General features: G+C 65.1%; 25 protein-coding genes and 1 pseudogene. 7 read left to right on the top strand and 19 right to left on the bottom strand.

Features of this window, described 5'->3' with window-relative positions; genetic code table 11:
* Positions 1-55: 55 nt before the first annotated feature.
* Positions 56-1,699 (bottom strand): annotated as a pseudogene (locus GGR45_RS14655) (Tn3 family transposase); the annotation flags it as partial.
* Between the two features lie 54 nt (positions 1,700-1,753).
* Positions 1,754-2,629: an MBL fold metallo-hydrolase gene (locus GGR45_RS14650; protein ID WP_061780293.1), complete on the bottom strand. Its 876-nt coding sequence runs from the start codon at positions 2,627-2,629 to the stop codon at positions 1,754-1,756.
* A 68-nt stretch (positions 2,630-2,697) separates the two neighbouring features.
* On the opposite strand from GGR45_RS14650, the gene GGR45_RS14645 reads away from it, so the two are divergent.
* Genes GGR45_RS14645 through GGR45_RS14635 form a run of 3 tightly spaced genes read left to right on the top strand, consistent with a single transcriptional unit; the run spans position 2,698 to position 4,325 of the window.
* Positions 2,698-3,015, top strand: coding sequence for an ArsR/SmtB family transcription factor (locus tag GGR45_RS14645; protein WP_042469298.1), 318 nt, complete (start codon positions 2,698-2,700; stop codon positions 3,013-3,015).
* A gap of 4 nt (positions 3,016-3,019) precedes the next feature.
* Positions 3,020-3,538: a rhodanese family protein gene (locus GGR45_RS14640; RefSeq protein WP_042469176.1), complete on the top strand. Its 519-nt coding sequence runs from the start codon at positions 3,020-3,022 to the stop codon at positions 3,536-3,538.
* Positions 3,539-3,545: 7 nt separating this feature from the next.
* Positions 3,546-4,325, top strand: coding sequence for a sulfite exporter TauE/SafE family protein (locus GGR45_RS14635; RefSeq protein ID WP_042469177.1), 780 nt, complete (start codon positions 3,546-3,548; stop codon positions 4,323-4,325).
* Positions 4,326-4,348: 23 nt separating this feature from the next.
* Here the strand turns inward: GGR45_RS14635 and GGR45_RS14630 are convergent, their stop codons facing one another.
* Positions 4,349-4,975, bottom strand: a complete 627-nt coding sequence (locus tag GGR45_RS14630) for a recombinase family protein (protein WP_082052512.1) — start codon at positions 4,973-4,975, stop codon at positions 4,349-4,351.
* 129 nt (positions 4,976-5,104) lie between these two features.
* Here GGR45_RS14630 and GGR45_RS14625 point away from each other — a divergent pair, with 129 nt between their 5' ends.
* Both GGR45_RS14625 and GGR45_RS14620 read left to right on the top strand, forming a co-directional pair.
* Complete coding sequence (locus tag GGR45_RS14625) at positions 5,105-8,074, top strand: Tn3 family transposase (RefSeq protein ID WP_042491074.1); 2,970 nt, start codon at positions 5,105-5,107, stop codon at positions 8,072-8,074.
* Between the two features lie 90 nt (positions 8,075-8,164).
* Positions 8,165-8,635 carry a YybH family protein gene (locus GGR45_RS14620; RefSeq protein WP_175311066.1) on the top strand — a complete coding sequence of 157 codons (471 nt, stop codon included), beginning with the start codon at positions 8,165-8,167 and terminating at the stop codon, positions 8,633-8,635.
* 79 nt (positions 8,636-8,714) lie between these two features.
* Here GGR45_RS14620 and fliE read toward each other — a convergent pair whose 3' ends face one another.
* The 6 genes from fliE to GGR45_RS14585 form a co-directional block, all read right to left on the bottom strand.
* Positions 8,715-9,167, bottom strand: coding sequence for a flagellar hook-basal body complex protein FliE (gene fliE, locus GGR45_RS14615; protein ID WP_042469180.1), 453 nt, complete (start codon positions 9,165-9,167; stop codon positions 8,715-8,717).
* Positions 9,168-9,459: 292 nt separating this feature from the next.
* On the bottom strand, positions 9,460-9,828 hold the full coding sequence (locus tag GGR45_RS14605) for an SOS response-associated peptidase family protein (RefSeq protein ID WP_233419826.1): 369 nt from the start codon (positions 9,826-9,828) through the stop codon (positions 9,460-9,462).
* A gap of 516 nt (positions 9,829-10,344) precedes the next feature.
* Complete coding sequence (locus GGR45_RS14600; RefSeq protein ID WP_175311067.1) at positions 10,345-11,634, bottom strand: Fic/DOC family protein; 1,290 nt, start codon at positions 11,632-11,634, stop codon at positions 10,345-10,347.
* Positions 11,635-11,636: 2 nt separating this feature from the next.
* Entirely contained in the window at positions 11,637-11,894 is a 258-nt protein-coding gene (locus tag GGR45_RS14595; protein ID WP_042469301.1) for a hypothetical protein, read from the bottom strand.
* Positions 11,895-12,022: 128 nt separating this feature from the next.
* Positions 12,023-12,409, bottom strand: a complete 387-nt coding sequence (locus GGR45_RS14590; protein ID WP_042469183.1) for a DUF3768 domain-containing protein — start codon at positions 12,407-12,409, stop codon at positions 12,023-12,025.
* Positions 12,410-12,714: 305 nt separating this feature from the next.
* A complete protein-coding gene (locus tag GGR45_RS14585) occupies positions 12,715-13,014 on the bottom strand; it encodes a hypothetical protein (protein WP_042469185.1) in 300 nt (99 codons plus the stop codon).
* Between the two features lie 274 nt (positions 13,015-13,288).
* On the opposite strand from GGR45_RS14585, the gene GGR45_RS14580 reads away from it, so the two are divergent.
* Together GGR45_RS14580 and GGR45_RS14575 are read left to right on the top strand one after the other, a co-directional pair.
* A complete protein-coding gene (locus GGR45_RS14580; protein ID WP_231738850.1) occupies positions 13,289-13,798 on the top strand; it encodes a hypothetical protein in 510 nt (169 codons plus the stop codon).
* A 5-nt stretch (positions 13,799-13,803) separates the two neighbouring features.
* Positions 13,804-14,169, top strand: coding sequence for a hypothetical protein (locus GGR45_RS14575; RefSeq protein WP_042469187.1), 366 nt, complete (start codon positions 13,804-13,806; stop codon positions 14,167-14,169).
* 166 nt (positions 14,170-14,335) lie between these two features.
* Here GGR45_RS14575 and GGR45_RS14570 read toward each other — a convergent pair whose 3' ends face one another.
* The 10 genes from GGR45_RS14570 to GGR45_RS14525 all read right to left on the bottom strand — a co-directional run bounded on the left by GGR45_RS14570 (position 14,336) and on the right by GGR45_RS14525 (position 26,511).
* Positions 14,336-16,165, bottom strand: a complete 1,830-nt coding sequence (locus GGR45_RS14570; RefSeq protein ID WP_042469188.1) for a ParB/RepB/Spo0J family partition protein — start codon at positions 16,163-16,165, stop codon at positions 14,336-14,338.
* Between the two features lie 44 nt (positions 16,166-16,209).
* Positions 16,210-16,401, bottom strand: a complete 192-nt coding sequence (locus tag GGR45_RS14565; protein WP_042469189.1) for a hypothetical protein — start codon at positions 16,399-16,401, stop codon at positions 16,210-16,212.
* Positions 16,402-17,350: 949 nt separating this feature from the next.
* Positions 17,351-17,668: a DUF6488 family protein gene (locus tag GGR45_RS14560; protein ID WP_042469191.1), complete on the bottom strand. Its 318-nt coding sequence runs from the start codon at positions 17,666-17,668 to the stop codon at positions 17,351-17,353.
* 44 nt (positions 17,669-17,712) lie between these two features.
* On the bottom strand, positions 17,713-18,315 hold the full coding sequence (locus GGR45_RS14555; protein ID WP_042469192.1) for a hypothetical protein: 603 nt from the start codon (positions 18,313-18,315) through the stop codon (positions 17,713-17,715).
* Positions 18,315-18,962, bottom strand: coding sequence for a HupE/UreJ family protein (locus GGR45_RS14550; protein ID WP_042469303.1), 648 nt, complete (start codon positions 18,960-18,962; stop codon positions 18,315-18,317). The genes GGR45_RS14555 and GGR45_RS14550 overlap by 1 nt, the downstream gene beginning before the upstream one ends.
* Positions 18,963-19,069: 107 nt before the next feature.
* Positions 19,070-22,303: an efflux RND transporter permease subunit gene (locus tag GGR45_RS14545; RefSeq protein WP_042469194.1), complete on the bottom strand. Its 3,234-nt coding sequence runs from the start codon at positions 22,301-22,303 to the stop codon at positions 19,070-19,072.
* Positions 22,300-23,454, bottom strand: a complete 1,155-nt coding sequence (locus GGR45_RS14540; protein WP_042469196.1) for an efflux RND transporter periplasmic adaptor subunit — start codon at positions 23,452-23,454, stop codon at positions 22,300-22,302. Before GGR45_RS14540 ends, GGR45_RS14545 begins: the two co-directional genes overlap by 4 nt.
* Entirely contained in the window at positions 23,451-24,710 is a 1,260-nt protein-coding gene (locus GGR45_RS14535; RefSeq protein ID WP_042469198.1) for a TolC family protein, read from the bottom strand. Before GGR45_RS14535 ends, GGR45_RS14540 begins: the two co-directional genes overlap by 4 nt.
* Positions 24,711-24,763: 53 nt before the next feature.
* Positions 24,764-25,138 (bottom strand): hypothetical protein, encoded by a 375-nt coding sequence (locus GGR45_RS14530; protein WP_128130747.1) that lies wholly within the window; start codon positions 25,136-25,138, stop codon positions 24,764-24,766.
* A gap of 47 nt (positions 25,139-25,185) precedes the next feature.
* The gene (locus tag GGR45_RS14525; RefSeq protein WP_084280083.1) at positions 25,186-26,511 is read right to left on the bottom strand and encodes an MFS transporter; all 1,326 of its coding nucleotides are present in this window, start codon (positions 26,509-26,511) and stop codon (positions 25,186-25,188) included.
* Positions 26,512-26,544: the final 33 nt, after the last annotated feature.

Here is a 26,544-nt window from a genome sequence, read left to right as displayed (position 1 = left end):
GAGATTCCGCCGCGCTTCTCAATCGTAGGGGGCGTTTGCGGGAGGGGGCGGAATCCTACGCTAAGGATTTGGGCCAGCGATATTCCCCGGTTGGATTGATGTGTTCCCATCCCAACGGCGAGACGTGGGCGAGTAGATCAGGCGCGATATGGGTACCGCTGGCGGCCCGGGTATTGACGACCTCGCCGAGCTTCATGGTGTTCCAGAATATGATGATGGCGGCGAGCAGGTTCATTCCGGCGATGCGATAGTGCTGGCCTTCGCCGGATCGATCCCGGATTTCACCTCGGCGGTGGAAGCTGATGGCGCGCTTTAGGGCGTGGTGGGCCTCACCCTTGTTGAGGCCGATCTGAGCCTGGCGCTGGAGGCCGGCATCAAGAATCCAGTCGATCATGAACAGGGTTCGCTCGATGCGGCCCACCTCTCGCAATGCGAGGGCCAGCTCATTCTGGCGCGGGTAAGAGGCGAGCTTGCGAAGAATCTGGCTGGGGGCGACGATCCCCGCTGCGATCGTCGCCATGATGCGCAGGATGTCGGGCCAGTTGCGCTCGATGTGCGGTTCATTGATCTTACCTCCGACCAGCGCTCGCACATTGGCCGGCGTCGCGTTGGGCGTGAAGGCATAGAGTCTTTTCTGAGGGAGATCGCGGATACGGGGGGCGAACCTGTAGCCGAGCAAGGCGCAGGCGGCGAACACATGATCGGTGAAGCCGCCCGTGTCGGCAAAATGCTGGCGAACGCGGCGGCCCGCGTCATTCATGAGCAGCCCGTCCAGGATATAGGGAGCCTCGCTGACCGTTGCCGGGATCACCTGGGTTGCGAACGGCGCATATTGATCGGACACATGGCTGTATCCCTTGAGGCCCGGGACGTTGCCATATTTCGCGTTGATCAGATTCATCGCCTCGCCCTGCTCGGTAGCAAGGAAGAACTGCCCGTCGCTGGATGCCGATTGCCCTTGTCCCCAGAAGGCGGCCATGGGCAGGGCGGCGTGGGCCTCCACGATCATGGCGAGCGCCCGATCATAGGCGCTGCCTTCGACATGCCAGCGCGCGATCCGCAGCAATTCCCAGAAGCTGTGCGTGTTGGTCGCCGCCGCCATCTTGCGCAAACCGAGATTGACGCCTTCCGCCAGCAACACGTTCATCAGGCCGATCCGGTCGCTGCAGGGCGCGCCGGTGCGCAGATGCGTGAACGCCTCGGAAAATCCGGTTCGCTCATCGACTTCCAGCAACAGATCGGTGATCCTCGCGGGCGGGAGCTGTTAATAGAGATCGAGCACGAGATCCTCGGCCCCTTCGGGCGTGTCGGCCCTCAGCTTGTCGATGTGCAGCTTGCCGTTCTCGATGATGCCGCCTGGGATCGTGCCGGTTCGCGCCGCGCGGCCAAACTCCTTCAGCCGTGTATCCAGTCGAGCCCTGCGCTCGGCCAGCCATTCGCCGGGTCGCAGCGGCACGGCGAGCCGCGCGGTCTGCTCTATCGCCTGTGGCGGGACCAGAAGCTGCTTGAGGTCGCCATAGCGGCGCGATCCCGCCAACCATATGTCACCGGACCGGAAGGCGTCGCGGATGTGGAACAGCACCGCGATTTCCCAAAGCCGGTGGTCGCCGCTGGGCTCAGCGCGAAGATGACGATGCCATTTCGAGTTGGGACGTAGAAAATCCACCGGCGGATCGACCTTGATCCGGGGACCGGTGAGAGGATGGTCGAAAACGTACGCTAAGCACAAAGCCGTGTCAGCGATCGTATGACATCACGGATGGCCGGCTTTCCATTTTACCGGAATACGCAAGTAGGTGACACCGTTCGCCTCCGCCTGATCGAAATGGCCCGCGCGGATGTTGACCTGGATCGAGGGCAGCAGGAGCTTGGGCACGGATAGCCCGGCGTCACGCTGCTCGCGCATGGCGACGAAGTCGTCCTCATTCACACCGTCATGGACGTGGACGCTCGACCGTCGCTGCTCGCCCACCGTCGTCTCCCAGCGATAGTCGTCGCGACCCGGTGCCTTGTAGTCGTGGCAGAGGAACAGTCGCGTCTCGTCGGGCAGCGCCAATAGCCGGCGGATCGAGCGATAGAGCGTCCGCGCATCCCCGCCCGGGAAGTCGGCGCGGGCGGTGCCATAGTCGGGCATGAACAGCGTATCCCCGACGAACGCCGCATCGCCGATCAGATAGGTCACGTCGGCCGGGGTGTGGCCGGGGACATGCAGCACCTCGACCGCCAGCGCCCCGATCGCGAACTGGTCGCCATTCTCGAACAGGCGGTCGAAGTCCGAGCCGTCCGTTTTCAGATCATCCATCGCGAACACGGGGCGGAAGATTTTCTGCACGTCGCGGATATGCGCGCCGATCCCGATCCATGCGCCTGTATGCGCCTTGATGAAGGGTGCGGCCGACAGATGATCGGCATGAGCGTGCGTCTCCAGCACCATCGCGATCCGCCAGTCCTGCTCGCGGGCGAAGGCGACGATCCGCTCGGCCGAGCGCGTGTCGGCGACGCCGCTCGCCATGTCGAAGTCGAGGACTGGATCGATCACCGCCGCAGTCCGTGTCGCGGGATCGCCGACGAGGTAGCTAATCGTATTGGTCGGCTCGTCGAAAAACGCCTCGATGAGGGGCTGAGTCATGATTTTCTCCGTTAGCGCTTGCTAATATATTAGCTGGTGCTACATAAGCAACACCTAATGGAGTGGCGATGATGCTCAAACCGCCGATGGACCTGGCGACATTCGAGGCGAAGGCCGGGCAGGTCGCCGACACGCTGAAGGCGATCGGCAATGCTCGCCGGCTGATGCTGCTGTGCAAGCTGGTCGAGCATGGCGAGATGACGGTCGGCGATCTGGCCCGTGATGTCGGCTTGTCGCAGTCGGCCTGCTCGCAGCACCTGGCCAGGATGCGCGACGAGGGTCTCGTCACCTACCGGCGGGAGAGCCAGACGCTCTGGTACGCCATCGCGGATGCCCGCGTCGAAACGCTGCTCGGCACTCTCTACCAGCTCTACTGCAAGGATTGATGCGATGACGCTCGCGACCCTTTCTCCCGACGATACCCGTGCCGCGATCGATGCCGGTGCGCGCCTGATCGACATTCGCGGTGCCGACGAGCATGCGCGCGAACGCATTCCCGGCGCGATGAACGTGCCGCTCGACCGGATCGGCGATCTCCCGCGCGACGATCGTCCGGTCGTCTTTCACTGCAAGTCCGGGATGCGCACCGCCGCCAATGCGGCGCAGCTCGGCGCGGCAGCGGGTGGCGCGCCGGCCTATATCCTGGGCGGCGGCATCGATGCGTGGCGGCAGGCAGGACAGCCCACCGTCGCCGATCGGTCGCAGCCGTTGGAAATCATGCGGCAGGTGCAGATTACCGCCGGTGGGCTGGTGCTGATCGGCGTTCTGCTCGGCACGTTCGTCGCTCCCGGCTTCTTCGGGCTGTCGGCGTTCGTCGGGGCGGGGCTGATGTTCGCGGGCGTGACGGGGTGGTGCGGCATGGCCAACCTGCTGCGCGTCATGCCCTGGAACCGGCGCGCGACAGCCTGAGGCGATCGTGGACACCGCTGCCACCCTTGCCGCGCTTGCATCGGGCGGCGTGATTGGCCTGATCCTCGGCCTTGTCGGCGGAGGCGGGTCGATCCTCGCCGTGCCACTCCTGATCTATGTTGTCGGCGTCGGATCACCGCACGCTGCGATCGGGACGGCCGCTGTCGCCGTCACCGTCAATGCGCTTGCCAGCCTGGTCGGCCATGCGCGAGCGGGCCGCGTGAAATGGCGGTGCGCCAGTGTCTTCGCCGTCTCCGGAATGATCGGCGCGGCGCTGGGGGCGGAGTTGGGCAAGGCGTTCGACGGCAAGCGACTGCTTGTCCTGTTCGGGCTTCTGATGATTGGCGTCGGTTTGTCGATGTTGCGCAAGCGCCGCACGGCGGAAGCGCCGGACGTGCGACTGACCCGCGATAGCGCCTCGACGCTGCTGCCGCGCTTGGTTCCGATCGGGCTGGGCGTCGGGCTTGCCGCCGGCTTCTTCGGGATCGGGGGCGGCTTCCTGATCGTGCCGGGGCTGATCCTCGCGACCGCGATGCCGCTGCCCTTCGCGATCGGCACGTCGCTGGTCGTCGTCAGCGCGCTGGGGTTGACCACCGCCTTGTCCTACGCCCTGTCGGGGCTGGTCGACTGGAGCGTGACCGCGATGCTGGTCGTGGGCGGCGTCGCTGGAACGATCGGCGGTATTGCATTGGGCAAGGTTCTCGGCACCCGTAAGGGGCTGCTCGAACGTGGCTTTGCCGCCGTCGTGATTGCGGTAGGAACCTACGTTACGGCATCGTCGCTCTGAACCTGAGCAGCTTCAGCCGACTGCTATCGGCGCCCTCGCGCCAACAGCTTTTCACCATCGGGCCTGATCTCGCCCTTCGGCGTGACGTGTCGGTAGAGTGTTTGGCGCGTCACGCCGAGTTCGGCGCATAGCTCCGCGACCTTGGTTTCCGGTTTGCCCATCGCGGCCTGGGCGAGACGCAGTTTGGCCGGCGTCATCTTGAACGGACGCCCGCCGTGCCGACCGCGTGCCCGAGCGGACTCCAGACCGGCGCGCGTGCGCTCGACGATCAGTTCTCGCTCGAACTCGGCGAGGCCGGCGAAAATCGCGAAGATCAGCCGACCGTTGGCGGTGGTTGTGTCAATCGACGCGCCTTCGCCCGCCAGCACCTTCAACCCGATGCCACGCTTCGTCAGATCACCAACCGTATTGACGAGGTGGCGCAAATCGCGGCCGAGCCGATCGAGTTTCCAGATGACCAGCGTGTCGTCGCGGCGCAGCGCCTTCAGGCAGGCGTCCAGTCCCGGTCGCTTGTCGAGCCGGCCCGATGCGGCATCCTCATAGATATGCTCGGGATCGACGCCGGCCGCGACCAGCGCGTCGTGCTGCAGGTCGTGGACCTGGCTGCCGTCCGCCTTGGACACCCGCGCGTAACCGATCTGCGTTGTCACATATACGTCCGTTCACGTGACGGAGCGGCATTGCCCGTCGATCAATCGCGATAATGTCACATAACCCGTCTTCTGGTCTATGCTCCATGAACGGGTACGCTTTCCTGTTTCGTGACGAACAGGAAGCCGATGCCGACCAAGACCATCCTGTCGCCCGCGCAGCGTGCTGTGATCTTCGACCCGCCTGCCGATCGCGCGACGATCGAACGGCTCTATACGCTCGGTCCCGACGATCTGGCACAGGTGGCGCGACGTCGGCGCGGGGCGAACCGGCTCGGCTATGCGGTGCAGCTTTGCTACCTGCGTCATCCCGGTCGCAGGCTACTGACGGGGGATGCGGTGCCCGCCGCCATGCTCGCGCTGCTCGCCGATCAGATCGGGTGCGTAGCCGACGACTTCACCGGCTATGCCACGCGCCCCACGACATTGCGCGAACACCGGGCCGAGATCGAAGCTCTGCTCGGTCTGCGCGCCTTCGCGCGGGTGGATGTACGGGCGATGCTGGCGCTGGGATCGGAGATTGCCGCTTCGACTGATAGAGGTGAGACGATCGTCACAGGCATGGTCGATCGCTTGCGGGCGGACCGGATCGTACTGCCGGCGACATCGACGCTGGAACGGCTCGCCCTCATCGTGCGGACACGGGCGCGCAAGGCGGCCCATTCCAATCTGATCCGCGACTGTTCGACCGAACAGGAAGCCGCACTCGAACACATGATCGCCTCCGACGATGATGGGCGCACCCGGCTAGGATGGATACGCGAATGGCCGGAAGCACCATCGGCCGCGAACCTGAAGGGAATCGTCGAACGGCTCGACACCGTGCGCGGCATCGGGATCGCGGCTGATCGAGCACGACGTATCCATGCTGCTCGCTATGCCGTCATTGCGCGGACCGCCGGCATCGTCACCGCCCAGCACCTGCGGCGTCTCGAACGTCCGCGCCGGCTCGCCATGCTCGTAGCTTCCGTGATCGAGATGGAAGCGACGTTGACCGACGCCGCGCTGGTCATGGTGGAGAAGATGGTGGGCGCGCTGTTCCGCCGTGCCGACCGCACCCGCTCCGATCGGCTGCTCGGCCAGGCACGGATGCTGAAGGACACCGCGCGTTTCCATGCCCGGCTCGGTCGGCTGCTGGTAGATGCTCGTGCGAGCGGGCGCGACGCCTTCCGCGCGATCGACGCGAAGATGGGCTGGGATCAGCTCGAACGCAGCATCCGCTTTGCCGAGGATCTGACGCGCTCGGCCGATGACGGGCTGGAAGAAGTGGTCGAACGCTATCCCGCCGTGCGGCGTTTCGCCCCGACGTTTCTCGCCGCTTTCACCTTCCGCACCGCGCGGTTGGCTGATCCGCTGCTCGGCGCGATCGAGGTGCTGCGCACGATGTACCGCGACGGTCGATCGGTCCTGCCGAAGCGAGTGCCGACCAGCTTCATCAAGCCGCGCTGGCGCAAGGTCGTGCAGCCGGCGGAAGGGACGATAGACCGGCGCGCCTATGAGATCGCAGTGATCGCCCACCTGCGCGAGCGGCTCGGCTCGGGCAGCATCTGGGTGGACGGCAGCCGCGCCTATCGCACGCTCGACGACTATCAGCTGCCCATGCCCGCCTTCGAAGCGATGCGCGCGAGCGGCGATCTGCGCCTGGTTGTGCCGACCGACTTTTCCAAATGGTACGAGGAACGCCGCACCCTGTTGGCCCGGCGCATGACGGAGGTGGAGCGCGCAGCCGCAGCGGGCGAGCTGGTCGATGTGACGATCGAACGCGGGCAGTTGCTCATATCGTCGATCCGGCGATCCCCGTCCGACGATGCCGATGCGCTAAAGGCCCGGCTCTACGCGATGCTGCCGCGCGTCCGAATCACCGATCTGCTGGTCGAGGTCGCCGCATGGTCGGGATTCGCCGACCGTTTCGTCCATGCGCGCAGCGGCGCCCCCGCCTCCGACCAGTCCGCGCTGATGGGTGCGATCCTCGCCGATGCGACCAACCTCGGCCTGGGCCGCATGGCCGAAAGCTCGCGCGGGCTGACGTTGTCTCGCCTGCGCTGGACGGCGGAATGGCATGTGCGCGACGAAACCTATCTGTCGGCGCTGGCGGCGATCGTCGATTGCCATACCGCGCATCCGCTCGCGGCGGTCTGGGGACCGGGCGATACATCGTCGTCGGACGGGCAGTTCTTTCGTGCCGGTGGTCAGGGCGAGGCCCGCGCCGATCACAACGCCCGCTATGGCACCGAACCAGGCGTGCTGTTCTACACCCACGTCACCGACCGCTTCACGCCGTTCCACACCAAGGTCATCGCCGCCAATGCCGGCGAGGCCGCGCATGTCCTCGACGGCCTGCTCGACCATGAAAGCGAGCTGGTCATCCGCGAACATGCGACCGATACCGCCGGCGCGGTCGATCATGTCTTCGGCCTGTGCCATCTGCTCGGCTTCCGCTTCGCGCCCCGCATCCGCGACCTCAACGAGCGCCGGCTCTACAGCCTGTCGCCGCTCGACTCGTGGCCGACGCTGCGCCCGCTCGTCGCCGGTCCGGTCAAGATCCGCGCGATCGAGGAGAACTGGGACGAAACCCTGCGCCTTGCCGCCTCGATCCGCGCCGGCACGGTGAGCGCCTCGGTCATGCTCCGCAAGCTGGCGGGCTTCCCGCGTCAGAACTCGGTCGCCCGCGCGCTGCGGGAGATAGGTCGGATCGAACGCACCCTGTTCATGCTCGACTGGTTCGATGATCCCGACCAGCGTCGTCGCACCGGCAGCATTCTCAACAAGGGCGAGGCCCGCAACGCGCTCGCCCGCGCCATCTTCTTCAACCGCCTCGGCGAACTGCGCGACCGCACCTTCGAGAACCAGCGCCATCGCGCCTCCGGCCTGACCCTCGTCACCGCGGCCATGACGCTCTGGAACACCGTCTATCTCGACCGAGCTGTCCGTCATCTGCGCGGCAGCGGCGTCGACGTGCCCGACGAGCTGCTCGCCCACGTCGCCCCTCTGGGCTGGGAGCATATCGGCCTCACCGGCGACTATCTCTGGGGCGAGATCGACAAACCTCGCGAGCGGTTCAGGCCGCTGCGCCTCCACCAGCAAAGCCGGGACGCTTAGCGTACGTTTTCGACCATCCTCTCACCGGTCCCCGTATTGCCTCAAACGGCGATAGCCTAAAGTGGAGAGTTTTATTTTGGGAGATCAGGAATGAACATCGGGATGAAGACGATCATGGCGTTGTCAATTGCTCTGCCCGCCGCGGCGTGGGCGCAGTCTGACGCTCGAGCCGCTGATGCGCGCGTCGTGAAGGCTGTGCTGTCGTCGTACAAGAAGGCGATCGAAAAGCTTGACGCCGCTGGAACCGAGCGACTGTTCACGACCAACGCGCAGATTTTCGAGACAGGAGCATCTGAGGGCAGCTACACCACGTACTTGGCTCATCATCTCGGTCCCGAGCTGAAGCAGTTCAAATCGTTCCGTTTCTCAGACTACAAGGTCGACGTCCGCTTCGAGGGACCGGTTGCCCTTGCAACCGAAACCTACCGTTACCGGATTCAGCCCAAAACCGGTGAGGCGGCCGAACGGCTCGGTGTTGCCTCAAGCGTACTTAAAAAGGTGGGCGGCAGCTGGAAGATCGTGTCCATGCACAACAGTGCTCGTAAGCCGAAGGGAAGCTAATGGAGGTAGGCGGAGGCTGGTGCGTGAACGTATTTCTCAGCAGGGATTAACGACTCAGGGAGGTGCTTTCGGGATTGCGCTACACCGGCATGCTCATAATGTCCTTGTAGGCGGACAGCACTTTGTTGCGAACCTGCAACGTCGCCTCGAATGCGATTGAGGACTCCTGCCGCGCAAGCATCACCTTCGCGATGTCGGTTTCCTCTCCGCGTTCGTAGGCAACCGTCAAAGCACCAGCGCGCGCATTGATCGCATTAATTTTTTGAAGCTGCGTCTGAAAAGTAGCGGCGAAGCCGCCTAGATCGGCGTGTCCTGATTGCGAAACGGCCGCCGCTCCGCCCACGCCTGAGACAGAATTTGGGCTATCCGCCTTTCCCAGCGCGGTGTGCATCGCTGCGTCAAAAGCCGCTCCTTTCGCAGCCCCGGACACGGAGACAGAGTTCGGGTTGCTTGCTACGTTCCGAAGCGCCGCGTTCTTGTCGAGGACAGCGTTCCGCAAAGCCATGACATCATTGATGGAGATGCTGCTCATATTTTACCTCGGTGCGCCTTCAGCGCACCGACATGTCGCATTGAAACCGTTATGGCATGGTTAATTGAACTTAGTACTGATTGCCTATTCATGAAGCTATGCACCGATCCCTCGCGCAACGTCTCGTCGCGGATAGGTTCGAGGGTATTGTCTTGATACCAGCGTCGCCCCTCGATCCGGCTCCCGGTGCGAAGCACGCCGGTCGCATAGGCAGCGCGGTCCGCATCATCCATCATAGGGTCGCACCAGCGCCAGCGCCGTTTCGTGGGGCCCGTCAAGCTATGTGGTGAAGTCACGCAGATGGAGGATTACCGGCATCGCCTTGGGATGCCATGGCGAGACGATCGCGTTCGGCGAAGGCGTAGGCTTCGCTACGCACAGTCGGTCGCCATATGCCGACGAAGAACGCGATCGGCTCATTGGGGATCAAGAACCACATCTGCCGGGGCTTGCCATCGTCGCCAGTCCCGCCCTCGGGGTGGGGTCCGGCGAAATGGGTGAACGGGACAAGGCAGCGCCGCTCCGGGTTGGCGAGCGACGGCTTCCACATCGATGAAGCGAGGTTGCGGCCATGGGTCACATACTTGTCCAGCTTCACGACCGGGTCGCGCTTGCTCGGCGCCTGGATCGCGAAGCCCCATTCCATCGTGACCGGCTCCAATGGCCGGTTGCCCGGCGACGATCACCGCACGCCCAGGCGCACCGAGGGGTCTTCTTCTCGGTAGGGAAGACTTCGCGCGGCACCGGGGAGGTCTCATCCCCAGGATTGGCAGACGTATCGCTAAAGCGATCCCCGGCAATGGGGTGCGGGTTCGATCCCTGCCGCTGACGTTAAGACCGAGCAAGACGGATCATGGATGTCAAAAATCGCGACTACGCGGTTTTAATCAAGAGAACGCAATAAAAGTTTAGCGTGAGTATTTTGCGCTCTCGATCTGATATTTCCCAACCCGGAAATGAAGTTCTTTGAAGCATGGAGGGTTGATATCAATTCTGAATGCCGGAAGCAGGCACTTTGAGATATTCGACACGAAGGTGACAACTCACGTTTCATCTGTGACGGTGACCGTATCAGGTTTCACGACCGCATCTCCTTGCGTTGACAATCCGGTTCCCGCTTGCGGCGGGGACCGCAATCACACAACCGATTGCACATTCCCCCGTCCTCCAAAAGCTGTCAGCGACTCCGGTCCTTATCGCGCGGTGCTGGCGCTTGCGCCGGGGTCGCGCGGCCGATTTTGACGTCCAGCGATCCGCCCGCTTTGATCCGATCGGCGACGAGCTGGCGCGTCGACTCCGCGATGGCTCCGACCATGCGCGCGCTCTCGCCCCGATCGCGCGCGGTCTTCATGGCCGCGTCGACGATTGCCTGGGCGGGCGCAAGGCGCGGATCGGCTTGGTTCTTCTCCGGCGTGTTCTTCAGGAACAGCTCGGCAAGCCGCTCCTGCCCCGGCGAGTGACCAGGGGGCAGGATCGGCCGCTCCAGCGACCGCACGGCGCGCTGGAGCTGGGCCGGCTGCTGGTTGTTGATTTGAACACCGAGTGCTGCGCCGATCTCCCGCACGCGCTCCAACGGCGTCTGCTGCGGCGTCACGACGGCATCGACCTGACGGACACCTAGATAGGTGAGAAGGTGCGATTGATAGATCGGCCCTTTGGCATGGCGGACATAGGCGAGTTCGGTGCGCGCGTTGGCGATGGCGGGGGAGGGGGCACCCTCCTTAATCAACCCACGCAGCCGATCGGCCGCCTGTTGGCGAGCGGCCGGCAAATAGCGTTCCAGCTCCTCGCGCGCCTTGGTCAGCGTCACGCGGTAGCGTTGCCCCTCGGGCGGCGCGCGCTTGGGGAGCATGGCGATCCCTGCGGGGCCAATCCGCGCCTCGGGCGCGAGGTCGCGCTTGATCGCCGCTGCGGAGAGAACCGCCGCCATTCCGCGATGATCGCCGGTAAGAAAGCCGTGACGGGACGCCTCCATCCAACGGTCCTTGTCGATCGCGGCGATGCGGATCGGGTGGCCGGCTTCGCGGGCGAGCTGGGCGGCATGGTGGCGCATGGTGCGCCCGTTCCCTTCGCGGAAGGGATGAATGGCGTTGATCTCGTTGATGTGGTTGCCGAGCCGATCGAAAAACTCGTCGCGAGGAAGCACCCGCAAGCCGCTCTGCGCTCCTACCTCGGCGAACCGCTTGTCGAGTTCGCGCGGGATGTAGGGGACGGCGGCGAAGCTCGATCCGCCCTTGGCGATGTTGACGGTGCGGTCCTGGCCTGCCCAATCGTAGAGGTCTTGGAACAGGTGTTTGTGAAGGGCACGGTAGCCGTCGGCGGTGGCTGGAAAGGTCAGGCGCGCAGCCTCCGCGCCGCGCGCCTGCGTCAGTCGTCGTTCGGCCTCGGTAAGCGTTTTGTCTTCCGTAATCCCGAGCCGGTTACGAAGCGTCTCGGTGCCGGGATATGTATAAGGATCGCTTGCCAAGGTCAGGCAGCGATCTGGCGGGTTCCGGGCTGATAGAGACTGAGGATAATCGAGGGCATGAGGGCGGGCGGAACGCCCTCGTCGAGCATCATCGAGAACATCGCGTCCTCGTCGATGGTCGGGGTCATATCCTCGATAACGAGATTGGCACGGGCTTCCGCTACGTCCTCGCGCCAAAGCGCAACCTGTTCAGGGCTGCCGCGCTCGAAATCCATCTGGCGGATGCGCTCGCGCAGCGTTTCAAGATCGATCTGGGCCATCGCGGTCATCCTTTCTGCTCATAACCCTACGCCTTCCAACGCGATTCCTCAACAAATCACGTGCGATAAGAGCCGGTCGGTGCGTCGCGATCCGCGCTCGCTTGAACGCGGATCGCACGCCGGGGACGTCAGTATTCGCTCGCGAGCATGATCGTCAGCACGCGCTTGGTCTGTTGCTCATCCCACGGCGCTTCGCTGCCATAGGTAAGCGTGTTGTCGTAGTAGTCCACCTTCCAGAAAACGGTTTCGGCGATTGCCTTGTCGTCGCTCGGTCGCTCCTGCGTCCACGTTCCCGTCGCGAGCCGATAAACCGCGCCGAAATCATGTTCTCCGTGAGGATCGTTGTCGCCGGTGAATTGCGAGAAGCCGACGATCGCCGCCAGCGCCGCGAAGCGATCCGCGTCGGGGAGAGACTGGAAACCCAGCGTGACGTTGGCGATGGATGCGGTGCCCGGTTGGCTCCGGGCTAGGTCATTAAGGCGACGGATGGTGTCGAGTTGTTCGGGGCTGCACATCACTGATCCTCCTTCTGGCATGGGCCGCAAGGCCGCTCGGCCTCACGGCCCTGCCTGTCCGGCGAGGACGGGATGGGGAGGGGGAGCGAGAATCTACCGCTGGTGCGGGCGAGCCGCCTAGCGCGGCCGAAGCCTCCGGCGACGGGTGCCGCGGTTGGCGGATTACACGGGCGGTCGATTGTCGTTCGGGAACGAAAGGGCAGCGCCCTTGGTGTTCCCCTAGCGCCGGTCGCGCGCATCGCGATCGGCGAGAGTTGCGCGGTGCGGATCTCCGCACGGCACTATCGCGCGCAAGCGCGCCCCCGTCAGGAGGGCGCGTTGCGTGCGTCGCGGGCGGCGATCACCAGATCGACGATACGCGGCTGATGGAACAGCTCGCCACGCTCGACAACACCGAGACCGGGACCATCGAGAACGTCGCGGATGCGATCCTGCACGACCTCCTCCAGGTCTCCGGCGAGAACCCAAAAGTGGCGCGGGTCACGATCGCGGCCATCGGCGCGGAACTGGTCGCTTTCGACGACGGCCTGGACCAGCGCGTTCAGCGCGGCCATCCCCAGCGCGCGCTCGAAGGCGAGCTGCGCGAATAGGCGATGATGGGACATGGAAACCTCCGTGTTGCCGTGATTGGCGACGACGGCGGGAGGGGCGCGGAACGCCGGGTCATAGGACCGCGCCAGCGGCCGGCTTGCCGGGCAGCGGGGGAGCCGATTTGCGCAGCAAATTGGGGGGACCGCTGATCCTTGAGGCGGCGTTCCGCGCCCCTCACGATGGGCGGAGACTGACGGACTGCCTCTACAAACCAACGCCCGCCCACGGGGCGGACCGCTAGCCGATTTTCTGCTTTCGTTCTCGACTCGGCTGACTCATAGAATCGTCATGCCGATCATGGCCGAACATCGCTGGCTCTACCCGATCGACTGGCCTGAGTTGTCGAGGCTGATCCGGTTCGGCCGCGCCAAGGGGCGCTGCGAGCATTGCCAGCGCCCGCACGGCCGGCGGGTGTTCCACTTGGGTGACGGACGCTGGTGGGACGCTGATCGCCACCAATGGCGCGACGGGCGCGGTCGCCGGGTGCGTGCGCCTAAGTCGGACGTGGCGACGATCGTGCGCATCACGCGGGTCTATATCGCGTGTGCGCATCTGAACCATGACCCCACCGACAACGCACCACGCAATTTGGCTGCACTCTGTCAGCGATGCCATATGATCCATGACGCGGCCGAACATCGGCGCCGGCGATGGCTGAATGCTTACAGACGTCGGGCCTTGGGCGATCTGTTCGCATGGTTCGAACCACGCGCGATCTTGGTGAGGAATGGCGGCGGTCGTAGTATCAGCTTGGGTGACGGGCTGCGCGGCTCACACGCGAATAGCAGAATGGAGTGATAGCAATGGATACCTTCAACGCTGGCGTCCAATACAACGACTTCAAGGGAACCGTTGCCGCGGACATTTCCGATAATGTCGCGCTTGCCGGCCATCTGGTGTCTTTGGGAAAAGCTGAAAGCGACGAGCGTGTCATTGGATTCAGGATCGCTTCTGGGGAGAACCAGGGGACACCCGTGACCGATGTGTCGCTGGTGGCTTATCTTCTTCGGTCTGCTGAGTTTGAGCCAGCCCCGGCAGAGGTGCGTGCTGTCGAATTGCGCATCACGCCGGGGGAAGCGCTCGCATTTTTCAAGCGTTTCGACCTCGTGGCAGTTCGGCGCGGCGTCGATTTGAGCGGCACTCACGTAGATGGCCCGCATTACGATTAAACTCGCCATCGCGCCGCCCGTCCCTTGTGGGCGGGCGGCGTGCGCTGATCTGCAAGGGCAGCGCGCGCGACGGCCATGCAGAGCATGGCTGTCGCGCCGGCGAGGGGGCTGATGCTGGGCGGTTGGTCGAGAAAAGGGGGTGATTATCACCGCCCCCCGTATCCGTTTACGCCATTTCGTCGGCCTCCATGTCCTCGCCATCGAAGGCATCGGCGTCGGGATCGTCCAGTTCGTGCCGCTCGGGCTGGTCGAACGCCCCGATCTGCATCGGCGCGGGAAGCCAGTGCGAAGCGAGCCGCCCCGACACGTTGACCGCCAAGTCTGCCTTCTTCTTGATGGTTGCGCAGTTGTCGGCGCTGGCATCGCCGCATTCGGCGCGGAGTAGGTCGATAAGGGCCGCACGGCGCATCTTGTCGAACAGGGCGATGGGGGCTTGCCAGCGGGTCGCAATGTCCACGCCTGTCGCGCGGGCCACCTGCTCAAAGTGATGGTGACGCGCACCGGGGGCACCGCCTGCGAACAAGGTGCCGTCCACCGTCATCGCCACCAATCCGGCGAGTAGCGCCATCTTGTCGTCGTGACTCATGGCGCGAATGACCTCGAACCGGCCATCTGCTGGGACCGATGCGAAGCGGTCGGCCATCGTTTCTTCGACCTCCCGCACGTCGCTGGTCGCCATAAGGTCGTCGGCAACATCGGTCGCGATGGTCTTGGCCTGCACGTCTATCGCCATCTGATAGCTGTGCGCGCCGTGGAGTAGCTGACCCGCAAGGCTGTCCAGCAGCACATCCAGCGCCAGCGCCGGGTCGGCTGAAACCGCCTCCTGCACGATGCGGGTCTTGATCCGCGACAGGTCTGCAACAAGGCTGTTGCTGTAGAGCGGCTGCGGCTCGCCGCTGCTCGCCTTGGGCTTCGGCTCGGCCTTCGCGCGATAGAAGCTCTTGCCGAGCGATCCGTCATGCGAAACCCAGAGCGCCACGCCCCCGACCGCGACCTGCTCGGCATTGAACCCGCGCAAGCCCTCAGTGATCGCATCCCGCTGATCGGACAACGGCGCGATGCGGTCGCTGTCCTCGCCCTCGGCCTCGGCGATCTGTTCGATAGCGACGTCGATTGCCTCGATCCGCGCGGCCTCGTCCTCGGTCGGCTCGCGCGTGGCCGGATACAGGCTGCCCTTCATGTAAAGGTCGTAGGGCCGGTCCAGCGTGGCGCGGACCTCATGCCAACCGATCGCGCGATACTCGTCGGCGATACCGTCCAGCTTGTCCTCCGCCAGTTCCTGCACAAGCTCGGGATGGTCGGCAAACCCCTCGGCCCCTTGGCTGAACAGGTCTACCGTGATCGTCCCGCCCTTCGCCTCGTAGGCGTCGCGCCCGACGAAGATAAACGCGCCGCTGGTGGTGTCCACCTTCTCGGTGGTGAGCATCCGCCGGATGGTGTGGGCGTGGCCGTTCGCCGCCTTGCATACCTTCACCTGTTGGTCGTGGTCGTCAGTGAGGGTGAGCGCGCGCGCCGCCTCAAGCGACAACTGGTCCTTGGCGATCAGGTCGATCAGCGCCGGTGCCAGCGCGGAAAGGCGAAGCATCTTATAGACGAAGCTGACCGCCTGACCGAACCGGGCAGCGATTTCCTCGGCGTCCATGCCGGTATCGCGTAGCGCCGCAAAGGCGCGGATGCTGTCTGCCGGGTGCATGTCCTCGCGCTGGAAGTTCTCCGCGAGCGACAGTTCGATGGCCTCTTCCTTGGTGCGGACCTCGACGGGAAACGCGTCGCTGTTCTTGATCTGCTTGCGCTTCGCCAGTTCTTTGAGGCCGCGATAGCGCCGCCCTCCGGCGAACACATAGAACAGGCCCTCGTCCTCATAGGCGACAAGGTTTTGCAACAGGCCGTGCGCGGCAATGTCGTCGGCCATGCTCTCGACGGCGGAAGGCTTCACGCGCCGCTGATTGAGCGGGGAAAGGCGAAGCTGCGACAGCTTGACGGTGATGATACCCATGATGATGCTCCTGATCTGAATAAGGTTCGGTGATGGGGGAGGGGTCAGCCTTCGAGGCTCGCGAGTTCGTCAAACTCGGCCGATGCGCGCGCCGCGCCGTCCCCTGCGTAGGTCGCGCCGGAACGCGGATAGAAGAACACGCGCTCGCCACGGCGGTAGGGGGTGCCGTCCGCGCTGGTCCCGTCCACATTGGCCCGTTTCCAGTAGGGATCGCCCTTGTATCGGGTGTAAGCCATTCTCTTTCCTCCTTCTTCCTGCGGCTGAAAGCCGGTTGCCGCAGCAACCGGGTCTGCCTCTCCGGCGAGGAGCGGGATGGGGAGGGAGGAGGAAAATCGATGGCCTGGCGCGGGCAGGCCGCCTTAGCGCGGCCGACGCCCCTTAGGGCGTCGGGTGCCGCGCTTGGCGGACCACACGGGGCCGTCTATTTTCCTTCGGGAACGAAAGGGCAGCAGCCCTTGGTGTTCCCCGCGCTGGCGGGCCTCCGGGGGAGGGCCGTGGCGCTCTACAGGGGAGCGTCTCGCATCTTTGCGCGTCCGCAGGTGTGCCACGTGGCACACCTCACGCGAGGATCGTTACCCTTTGGGACGAGACGCCGGGACGGTGGCTCGGTCGGCGCGAACGCGCCGATAGGGCCGTGCCCGTCAGGGTCGCGCAGGGTCTTCAAGCCTGATGGTATGGATTTCGCCGTCTTCACCGCCGAAGCGTCAGACCCGCTCATTATCATCGGTGAGGATGTTGGCAGATGCGTAGGAGAGTGCGACCGCGCTCGAATGCGATCGTTCCTCCGGCCATGATCGCACGCGTGTGACGCCCCGTGAAGGGCTCTCCTGTCTTGGACGCCGCCAGAATCTCGGTCGGCCCGGACGGCAACCATGTCACGGCCATGCGCAAACCGTCGTCGAGGAAATCAATGTCGGCCCGGCTGCCGTCTGCGCATGTGACGTATCGCTGTTCCAAGACCCGCGTCATTGAGTGAGGTCGGTGTATCTCCGACGTGTCGCGAGTATTTGGTGACGGCTCCGAACAGCCAACGGTCATCATAAGTAGCGTGGCGGCGCAGATGCGCACGTCAACCATTCCGCTTCCTCATTAATCCGGACTCACGCCTCGCGGGTCCGTCGCCAAGTTGGCCGGCAACCCCGAAGGGCTGCCGGCTCGGGTATGGTCCCGCAACGAGCCGATTATTCAGCTCGCCGAAGGGTTGGCGGAAACAACCTTGCCGTCCGCACCAATCACGACGTGAAGCGTGCGCCGTGCGACAGGCTCGGAGGGATTGGTGAAAGTCACGACGGTCTGACGCGCGCCGTTGGCGGTCCGCTGCGCGGTGCCCTCGACCTTTGCTTTGGACCAGCTCGGGGCGAGCTTGGATTGCGTCACCATGCGAACGACGTGCTGACGCGCCACCTCGGCGGGCGCTTGGCTATGCGCTTCCTCGTCGTGAACGGGATGGGCGGCGGCGGGGGCTGCGGCCAATACCGCGACGGCTAGGACTGCGTATTTCATGGGTAGTCTCCTCGTGGTGGAAAGGGTGGAGTGCATCGCTACGATCAGGATTTCGGCTTCGCAGCGAAGCTGCGGAACGTGCCGGTCGCCGTCACGGTGATGGTCACGGGCGCAGTGGTGCGGTTGCGCCAATACCATCCGTGCATCCCGTCGAAAGGAGCCTGGAAATCGCCCTTCTCGCCGGCGGACGATCCTTTCTCGTAGCTGGTGTATTTATCTGCCGGCGCGTCGTGTTCCTCGCCGTGAAGCTCGAAACGGACCTCCGGTCCGCCGGTCGACCAGGCGTAGGCGATCCGGTCGCCAGCGCGCATGTCTGCCTTCACTTCGCGACCTTCGTCGGGCTGGAGCGTGATCTTCACCTCGGCCGTCTGCGCGGTCGCCGGCACGCTCGACCTTGCAGCCGGCGAAGCCGGCGCCGTGGTCGCCGGGACTGTGGCGGTCTCGGCTGCATGTTCGGCCTGCTTGACCTCTCCCATGCGAGTGAGGCCGAGCAGGCGGCCCGTCCCGATCGGATCGACGCCGTATTCGGCGGGCAGGATCGTCGTCGCGAGCAGCGCGACGGCGACGCCGAAGGCAAGCGCCGTTGCCCGGTTGAGCTGGCGCAGCGTCGGGAGATCGCCGACGTTTGGCAGATTGGCGTTTTTCATCAGGCGTTCCCTTCGAGAATGAGGCCGGCGAGCTGGTAGCCGGTAAGGACGAAGCCCGCGGTCATCAGGACCACGTTCGCGGCAAAGGCATGTCGGCGGAAGCTGGCGGTGCGGCGCCAGTAGCCCATGACGATCAGGATCGCGGACAGAGCGAGTAACTGGCCGATTTCGACGCCGACGTTGAACGACAACAGATTCACCAAAAGGCCGTTCGATGGCAGCGCGAAGTCCTGGAGCTTGGTCGCGAGGCCGAAGCCGTGGAACAGGCCGAAGATCAGGACCGCGGCCTTGGCGTTAGGCTGGACGCCGAACCACCGCTGATAGGCACCGAGATTGTCGAGCGCCTTATAGACCACCGACAGACCGATAATCGCGTCGATCGCATAGGGACTGACGTGGGTGCCGAGCAGAACGCCGGCGATCAGCGTCGTGCTGTGGCCGATCGCGAACAGCGTCACGTAGGCGGCAACCTGCTTCATCCGGTAGAGGAAGAAGATCACCCCGAACAGAAACAGCAGATGGTCGTAACCTGTGACCATGTGCTTGGCGCCGAGATAGAGGAAGGCGCCAGGGGCGGGTCCGTTGATCGTTTCGATGAATGCCTGATCGCCTTCGGCGACCCCATGTGCATAGGCGGCGCTTGCCATGAACGTCGCGGTGGCGACGGCAAGGAACGTCGTCACCCCTCTCAAGTGCAGCGGGAGGCGCCACGGGCGGTTGGATGATGTTTCCACGGTAAATTGTCTCCGCTTCATCACGCGAGCGCGTGCGTCGGGGTGGCAGGGTCGGGGCGTCGCCGTTGCGACCACCGGCCCGCCAGGGCGGTGATCGCTGGCAGCACCAGCAAGGTCAGGGCGGTCGAAGTAATGAGGCCGCCGATGACGACGGTTGCGAGCGGCCGTTGCACCTCGGCACCTGTGCCGGTGGCGAGCGCCATCGGCACGAAGCCGAGCGATGCCACCAGCGCGGTCATCAGCACCGGGCGGACGCGCTCCATTGCGCCGTCCACGATCGCGTCATCGTCGCTCGCCCCTTCCTCGCGATGCTTCCCGATCGCGCTCATCATCACGAGGCCGTTGAGGACGGCGACGCCCGACAGGGCGATGAACCCGACCGCTGCGGTGATCGAGAAGGGGATGCCGCGCAGCAGCAGCGCAAACACGCCCCCGGCAAGCGCCATCGGCACCGCCGAGAACACGATCGCCGCCGACACGAAGCTGCCGAGCGCCATGTAGAGCAGGGCGTAGATCGCAATGAAGCAGATCGGCACCACGATCAGCAGGCGTAGCCGAGCCGATTGCAGGCTCTCGAAGGTGCCGCCCCACTCGGTATACATGCCAGCGGGGAGCTGCATCTGGCCGATCTTCGCCTGCGCTTCCTCGACGAACCCGCCAAGGTCGCGCCCACGCACGTTGATCTGCACGACCACCATCCGCTTGCCGTTCTCACGACTGATCTGGTTCAACCCTTGGGTGTAGTTGAACCGGGCGACCTGGCTTAGCGGGATCGAGCGCGCCACCTGACCTTCGGCAGCGGGCAGCATCACCGGGATCGACCCCAGCGTCTCAAGGTCGTCCCGCTGCGCGTCGGGCAGGCGGACCACGACGTCGAACCGCCGGTCGCCCTCGAACAGCAGCCCGGCCTCACGCCCGCCAAGCGCAGCCGAGACGGTGTTCGCCACCTCCTCGACCGACAGGCCGTAACGGCCCGCCGCCTGACGGTCGATCTGCACGTCGAAGGTCGGCGCGCCGGACGTCTGTTCGGCACTCACGTCGCCAGCGCCGGGGATCGTGCGCATGACGGCGGCGATGCGCTTCGCCTGTTCGCTCATCGCGTCGAGGTCGTCGCCGTAAAGTTTGATCGCGACGTCGGCGCGAACGCCGGCGATCAGCTCGTTGAAGCGCATCTGGATCGGTTGCTGGATCTCCGTCCGGTTGCCGATCAGCGGCTTCATCCGCTCCTCGATGCGGCGAAGAATGTCCTCCTTGCTTTTCACCTCCGTCGGCCACTCGTTCTCCGGCTTGGGGATGACGTAGGTATCCGACGCATTGGGTGGCATCGGATCGGTGCCGAGGTCGGCGTTACCGTTCTTGGAGAAGACCAGCGCCACCTCCGGCAGCGTCTTCAATGCATTCTCGATCTGGAGCTGCATCTGCGTCGATTGGTCGATCGACGCAGATGGCACGCGGAAGTTGGTGACGGTTATGTCCTTCTCGTCGAGCTGCGGCATGAACTCCTCGCCGAGGAAGCCAAAGCTCAGCACGGCCGCGACGAACACGCCGACACCGCCCAGGATGAAGGGCATCGGGCGGGCGACAGCCCGGCCCAGCACGGGGGCGTAGCGTTCCTTGAACCAGCGGATCGGCTTCACTTCCGTCTCACTGACCCGGCCCTTGACGACGATCGCGATCATCGCGGGAACGAAGGTAAGCGACAGGACGAAAGCAGAGGCGAGCGCCACCATCAACGTGATCGCCATCGGCGCGAACGTCTTGCCCTCAACGCCCTGGAAGGTGAGCAGCGGCACGAAGACGAGGAAGATGATGAGCTGACCATAAACGGTCGGCCGCACCATCTCCTTGGCCGCGAGCGTCGTTTCCTCCATCCGCTCTTCGCGGGTGAGAAGCCGGCCTTCATGCTCCTGGCGTTCGGCGAGGCGGCGAAGCGCGTTCTCGACGATGATGACGGCGCCGTCGACGATCAACCCGAAATCGAGCGCGCCGAGGCTCATCAGATTGCCCGACACGCCCAGCCCGTTCATTCCTGCGGCCGTCATCAACATGGTAATCGGGATGACTGCGGCGGTGATGAGCGCAGCGCGGATGTTGCCGAGCAGCAGGAACAGCACGACGATGACGAGCAGCGCGCCTTCGGTCAGGTTCTTTTCCACCGTCGCGATCGTCGCGTTGACGAGCTTTGAGCGGTTATAGACCGGCTCGGCGAACACGTCGGGCGGCAGCGCCTTGTTGATCTGCGTCAGCTTCTCGGCGGCGTCTGTCGCGACGATGCGGCTGTTGTCGCCTACCAGCATCAGCACGGTCGAGATGACCGCTTCCGATCCCATGCGACTGCCGGAGCCGGTGCGGACCGCACCGCCGATCACCACCTGGCCCACGTCCTTGACGCGAACGGGGACGCCGTTGCGGGTCGCGACGACGGCTTCCTGAATGTCTTCGATCGACTTCAGACGAGCATCGGCGCGGACAAGGAAGCTCTCGCCAGCGCGGCGGACATAGTTCGACCCGGCGGAGAGGTTGGCCCGCTCCATCGCATCCGCCAGCTCCGTGACGGACAATCCATAGCTGGCGAGCGCGTTGAGGTTCGGCTCGATCAGATATTGCTTCACATAGCCGCCGTTGGAATCGACGCCGGCGACGCCGCGCACCGCCCGCATCTGCGGGCGGATGATCCAGTCCTGCACCGTGCGGAGATAGGCGGCCTTCGCCAGTTCGGTGGTCAGCCGCTCGCCCTCGGGGGTGAGGTAGCTGCCGTCCGACTGCCAGCCCGGTTTGCCGTCGACCGTCTTCAGGCCCTTGCCGTCGGGATGGCGGAAGGCGACCGAATAGAAGAAGATCTCGCCAAGCCCGGTGCTGAGCGGCGCGAGGATCGGCTGCGCGTTGGCGGGAAGGCTGTCGCGCGACTGTGCGAGCCGTTCCGTCACCTGCTGGCGCGCAAAGTAAATATCGGTGCGGTCGGTAAAGACCGCTGTCACCTGGCTGAAGCCATTGCGTGAGATGGAGCGGGTCATCTCAAGCCCTGGTATTCCGGCAAGCGCCGTCTCCACCGGGAACGTCACCTGCTTCTCGATGTCGACCGGCCCCAGCGTCGGCGCGAAGGTGCTGATCTGGACCTGCCGGTTGGTGACGTCGGGCACGGCGTCGATCGGCAGCTTGGTGATCTGCCAGAGGCCGAAGCCGATGACGACGAGGGTCAGGAAGGCGACAAGCCATCGCATCCGGACCGAAAGGGAGAGGATGCGGCCGATCATTCCGCCGACTCCTTCTCGATCTCGGCCTTGAGAAGGAAAGCGTTGGTGGTGGCGATCTGCGTGCCGGCGGCAAGGCCGCCGGTGATCGCCACCATCCCGCCCGATCGGCTGCCGATCTGAACCGGCTGCGCGCGGAAGCCCTGGCCGGTGCGGACGAACACCACGCTGTCGCTGCCAAGCGTCTGCACCGCGTCTTGCGGCACCATCACGCCGCTCTTTGCGGCCCCGCCACTGGCGAGGATGCGAGCCTGAACAAGCTGGCCCGGGGCAAGCGTGCTGCCGCCGGCGGTCGGCGTGACGACGACCGTCGCGGTCCGCGATTGCGGATCGACGACGCCGGTCGCCGAACGCACCCGCCCTTCTATCGTGCGACCGTCTGTGGTGGTCAGCTCTACCCTGTCGCCTTCTCGGACACGGCCAGCATCGGCAGGCGGGACGCTTGCGGTAATCTGAAGCCGGCTCGGATCGGCGACGCGGAACAGCTCGGTTTCAGCCGCGACGAACTGGCCGAGATTGGCACCGGCATTGGTAACGCGCCCCGAAACGGGGCTGACGACCGCAACCGATCGACCGTCGCCCGACACGCGAGCCGCGCCCGCGGCGGCGCTAGCCCGGCGAGCGTCGGCCTGGGCGACGGCAAGGTTGGCCTGTGCCGATTCATAGTCGGCGCGGGGTGTCACACCCTGCGCGAGCAAACCGCGCTCTCGTTCGAGCTGACGCGCGGCGAGGGTGACGCGCGCGGATGCGGCCGAGCGGTCGGCTGCGATTTGTGAAGCGTCGCGGCTCTCGACCAATGCAAGGGTCTGGCCGGCGCGAACCGGATCGCCGATGCGGACCATGATACGGCTGACCGTGCCTGGCGCGCGCGCGGTCAGCACCGCCTCGGCGTCGGGCGTCGCCTCGACCGTGGCGGAGGCAAGGATCGCGGCGTCCAGCTCGCCGGATGCCGCCGGGGCTACAGTGATTTGCGATGCTGAAAGCGCCTGTTGCGTCATCGCGACCGTGTTCGACGGCTTTGCTGGCGCTGCGGCTTCCGTAGGGGCAGGGGCGGGGGTGGACGATTGGGTGAGGCGCGCAGCGCCGAACCCAAGCGCAGCGGCAGCGACCAGGCCAATGGCGGCGCCGGTGTAGAGACGATTTTTATCGGTCATTGCACCGCTTCTCCGGTGATGGTGAGGCCCTGCAGACGGGCCAGATTGGCGCGAGCGTCGAGGCGCGCTGCGGCGGCGTCGAGGATGACGCCACGGGCGACCCCGAGATTGTGACGCGCGGCAAGGAGTTCGATCAGCGGGCTTTTGCCCGCCTCGTAGGCCACGCGAGCGAGGCGATAGCCCTCTTGGGCGGTCGCCAACGTCCGCTGCGCGGCAGCGGCGCGAGCGTCGGCTGCCTCTACCAGTGCGAGACCAGCGCGTGTCCCCGCCTCGGCTTCGAGCCGGGCTGCTGCGGCACGCGCCTCGGCACCTTGCAGTTCGGCACGTGCCGCCGAGATGTTGCCCCGGTTGCGATCGAAGAGGGGCAGCGGGACGGATATGCCGGCAACGACGGCGGGGCCGCTCGCGACGCGAAGCTGGCGCACGCCGAGCTGCGCGGTGACGTTGGGGATGGCGAGGCGCTGTTGCACCGTCACCGCTCGCGCTGCGGCGTCCCGTTCGGCTTCTGCAACGCGCACCATCGTCGCCTGCATAGGGTCGATGGGGCCGAACGCCGGCTTGGCGTCGAGCCGATCCAAGAGTGATTCCGACAGGCCGGTGAAGGGGGTTGTAATACCGGCCAGCGCGGACAGGCGTGCCAGCGCGGCCGTCTTGAGGGCGCGCGCGTTTTCGAGGTCGGCCTGAAGCGTGTTGAGTTCTGTTTCAGCCTGCACCTGCCGGAGGCGGGCTTCCTTGCCAGCGCCGACCAAGGCGCGGGCCACCTTCAGGTCGTCGGTCGCCTCCTCAACTTCGTCCTCGGCAATAGCGATGCGCCGATCGGCGATCTCGGCGCCGGCATAGGCGCGTGCCAGCTCGGTCGCATAGACAAGGCGACCATCGCGATTGCGCGCCTGCGCCGCGACGATGCCGGCTTCACCGGCGGCGATCCGGGCTGATCGCTTGCCACCCAGCTCGATGGGCTGATCGATCTGGAACGTCGTTTGCTGCTGGTTGCGCGCGTTGCGATCGAGGTCGCCCGCGAAATTTTCGGCATAGACGTTGATCGACGGGTTAGGCCGCGCGCGAGCTTGCTCGGCAAGGCCCCGCGCGCGGGCGACGTCGGCTTCCAAGACCGTGACGCGGGGCACATCGCGCGTCTGGTTCAGAAGCTGTGCGAAAGGGGGCGCGGTCTGCGACCACGCTGCACCCGCGGGCCATAGCGCCGCGAGCGTGCCGGCCAGCGCAAGCACGCGCTGCCGGCGATAACTGCCGTTCATAATCCATAATCCTCCAGGGGTAAGTCTGTCGGCGCGTCACGCGCCGGCGAGACTCATCCGCGGGGAGGGCGCAGGAGCTTGGAAGGATCGATACCGCTCGCCAGCGATGTGGTGAGGATCGACCACGCGCGAGCGGCGACGATCGCCGGCACTTTCGCAGTCGTCGGCCCGTCGAAGGCGACCCAATGACCAGCGGCATGAGCGAGAACATGCACCGGACTGTCGCCGCCAGTCTGCTTGGCGGGAGCGTGATCGTTATGCTCGGCCGCAGCCGCATGGTCATGGTCATGGTCATGGTCGACGGCGGCGACTTGCACGGGCACATGGTCATGGACCATCGCGCTGTGCCACGACGACGCCGCGACGAGGCCGAGCATGGCGACGAGCGCCAGCACGGCTCCGAACAGCGCGGAAGAGGAACGACGCATCGCCATCGTGCGCAGCGTAGGCGGACGTTGGGAACGGGGCAAGGAAATCACTTACCCGGCCATTTTGGATGGCGACGGTCGATCACATAGGGATGTTCGCCGTGGCTGTGGACCGCGAGATGCGGATCATCGGCGGCGAGGTCGCTATGTTCATGCGCGATCACGTCGGGGTCGTTCGCGGGCCATATACGGACGGCGACGAGGGTGCCGATCGCAGCAAGAACGGCCATCGCACCGAACGCCGCCTCCATTCCGACGCGAGCGCCGAGCTGGCCGTCGAGCGGATAGCAGACCAGCCAGCAGACGTGGCTGAGTGCGAATTGTGCCGCGAACAATGCGGGGCGATCATCGGCGTTCGCCGACCGACGTAGCAGCCGTCCCGATGGCGTGACGCTCGCTGAATAGGCGACGCCCAGCACCAACCATCCGCCGAGCAGGACATGCCAGTAGGCCGGGCCTGGCTGCATGATGGCGGTGATCGCGGCGAGGGCCGCGAGCGCCAACGTCAGGATAGCGGCGGCGACCAGCATGACGGTCCGATCCGCAATCCGATCGAGGATACGAGGCAGGGTCAGCGCAGCGGTGATCGAGCCGCCCCCGAAGGCGGCGAGGGTCAACGCGACGTCGCGCTGGCTTAGGCCCATGCCTTTCACGATAACGACGGTGTTGACGATCACCATTGCGCTCGCGGCGGCAGCGGTGAGGGTCAGCGCCAGCAATCCGCGCAGGCGAGGCGTCGCGAGGTATATACGCGTGCCCCGCGTCGTCTTGTCGTAGATGCCGCCCTCGGCCTCAACCGGCGCCGGTCGGGGCAGGACGGTCGATACGACCAGCAGCGCCGACGCGACAAAGCCTATCGCGGTGCCCGAGAACAGCCAGTGGTAGCTCATCACCGTCAAAAGACCGGCCGCGAGGATCGGGCTCGTCAGGCTCTCCATGTCATAGGCGAGGCGGGACAGGGACAGCGCGCGGGTATAGTCGCGTTCCTCCGGGAGGACGTCCGGGATCGTAGCCTGAAAGGTTGGCGTGAACGCGGCCGATGCCGATTGCAGGACGAAGATCAAGATATAGACCTGCCAGACTTGGTTCACGAACGGCAGGCAAATGGCGACACCGGCGCGGATCACGTCCATTCCGACCAGCAAGGCACGGCGTGGCACGCGATTGGCGAACGCGCCGGCGATCGGCGCGACGCCGATATAGGCGACCATCTTAATCGCAAGCGCAGTCCCCAGCACCGCCCCGGCACTGCCGCCAGCTATGTCGTAAGCGAGCAAGCCGAGCGCGACCGTCGCCAGTCCCGTTCCTACAAGCGCGATGATCTGCGCGAGGAAAAGGTGCCGATACGTGCGGTTGGCGAGGACACTGAGCATGATCGCGCTATATCCCCCCGGGGGATCGAGTCT

Source organism: Sphingomonas zeae, assembly GCF_014197135.1.
Taxonomy (GTDB): domain Bacteria; phylum Pseudomonadota; class Alphaproteobacteria; order Sphingomonadales; family Sphingomonadaceae; genus Sphingomonas; species Sphingomonas zeae.
This window is presented reverse-complemented; position numbering and strand designations above follow the sequence as displayed.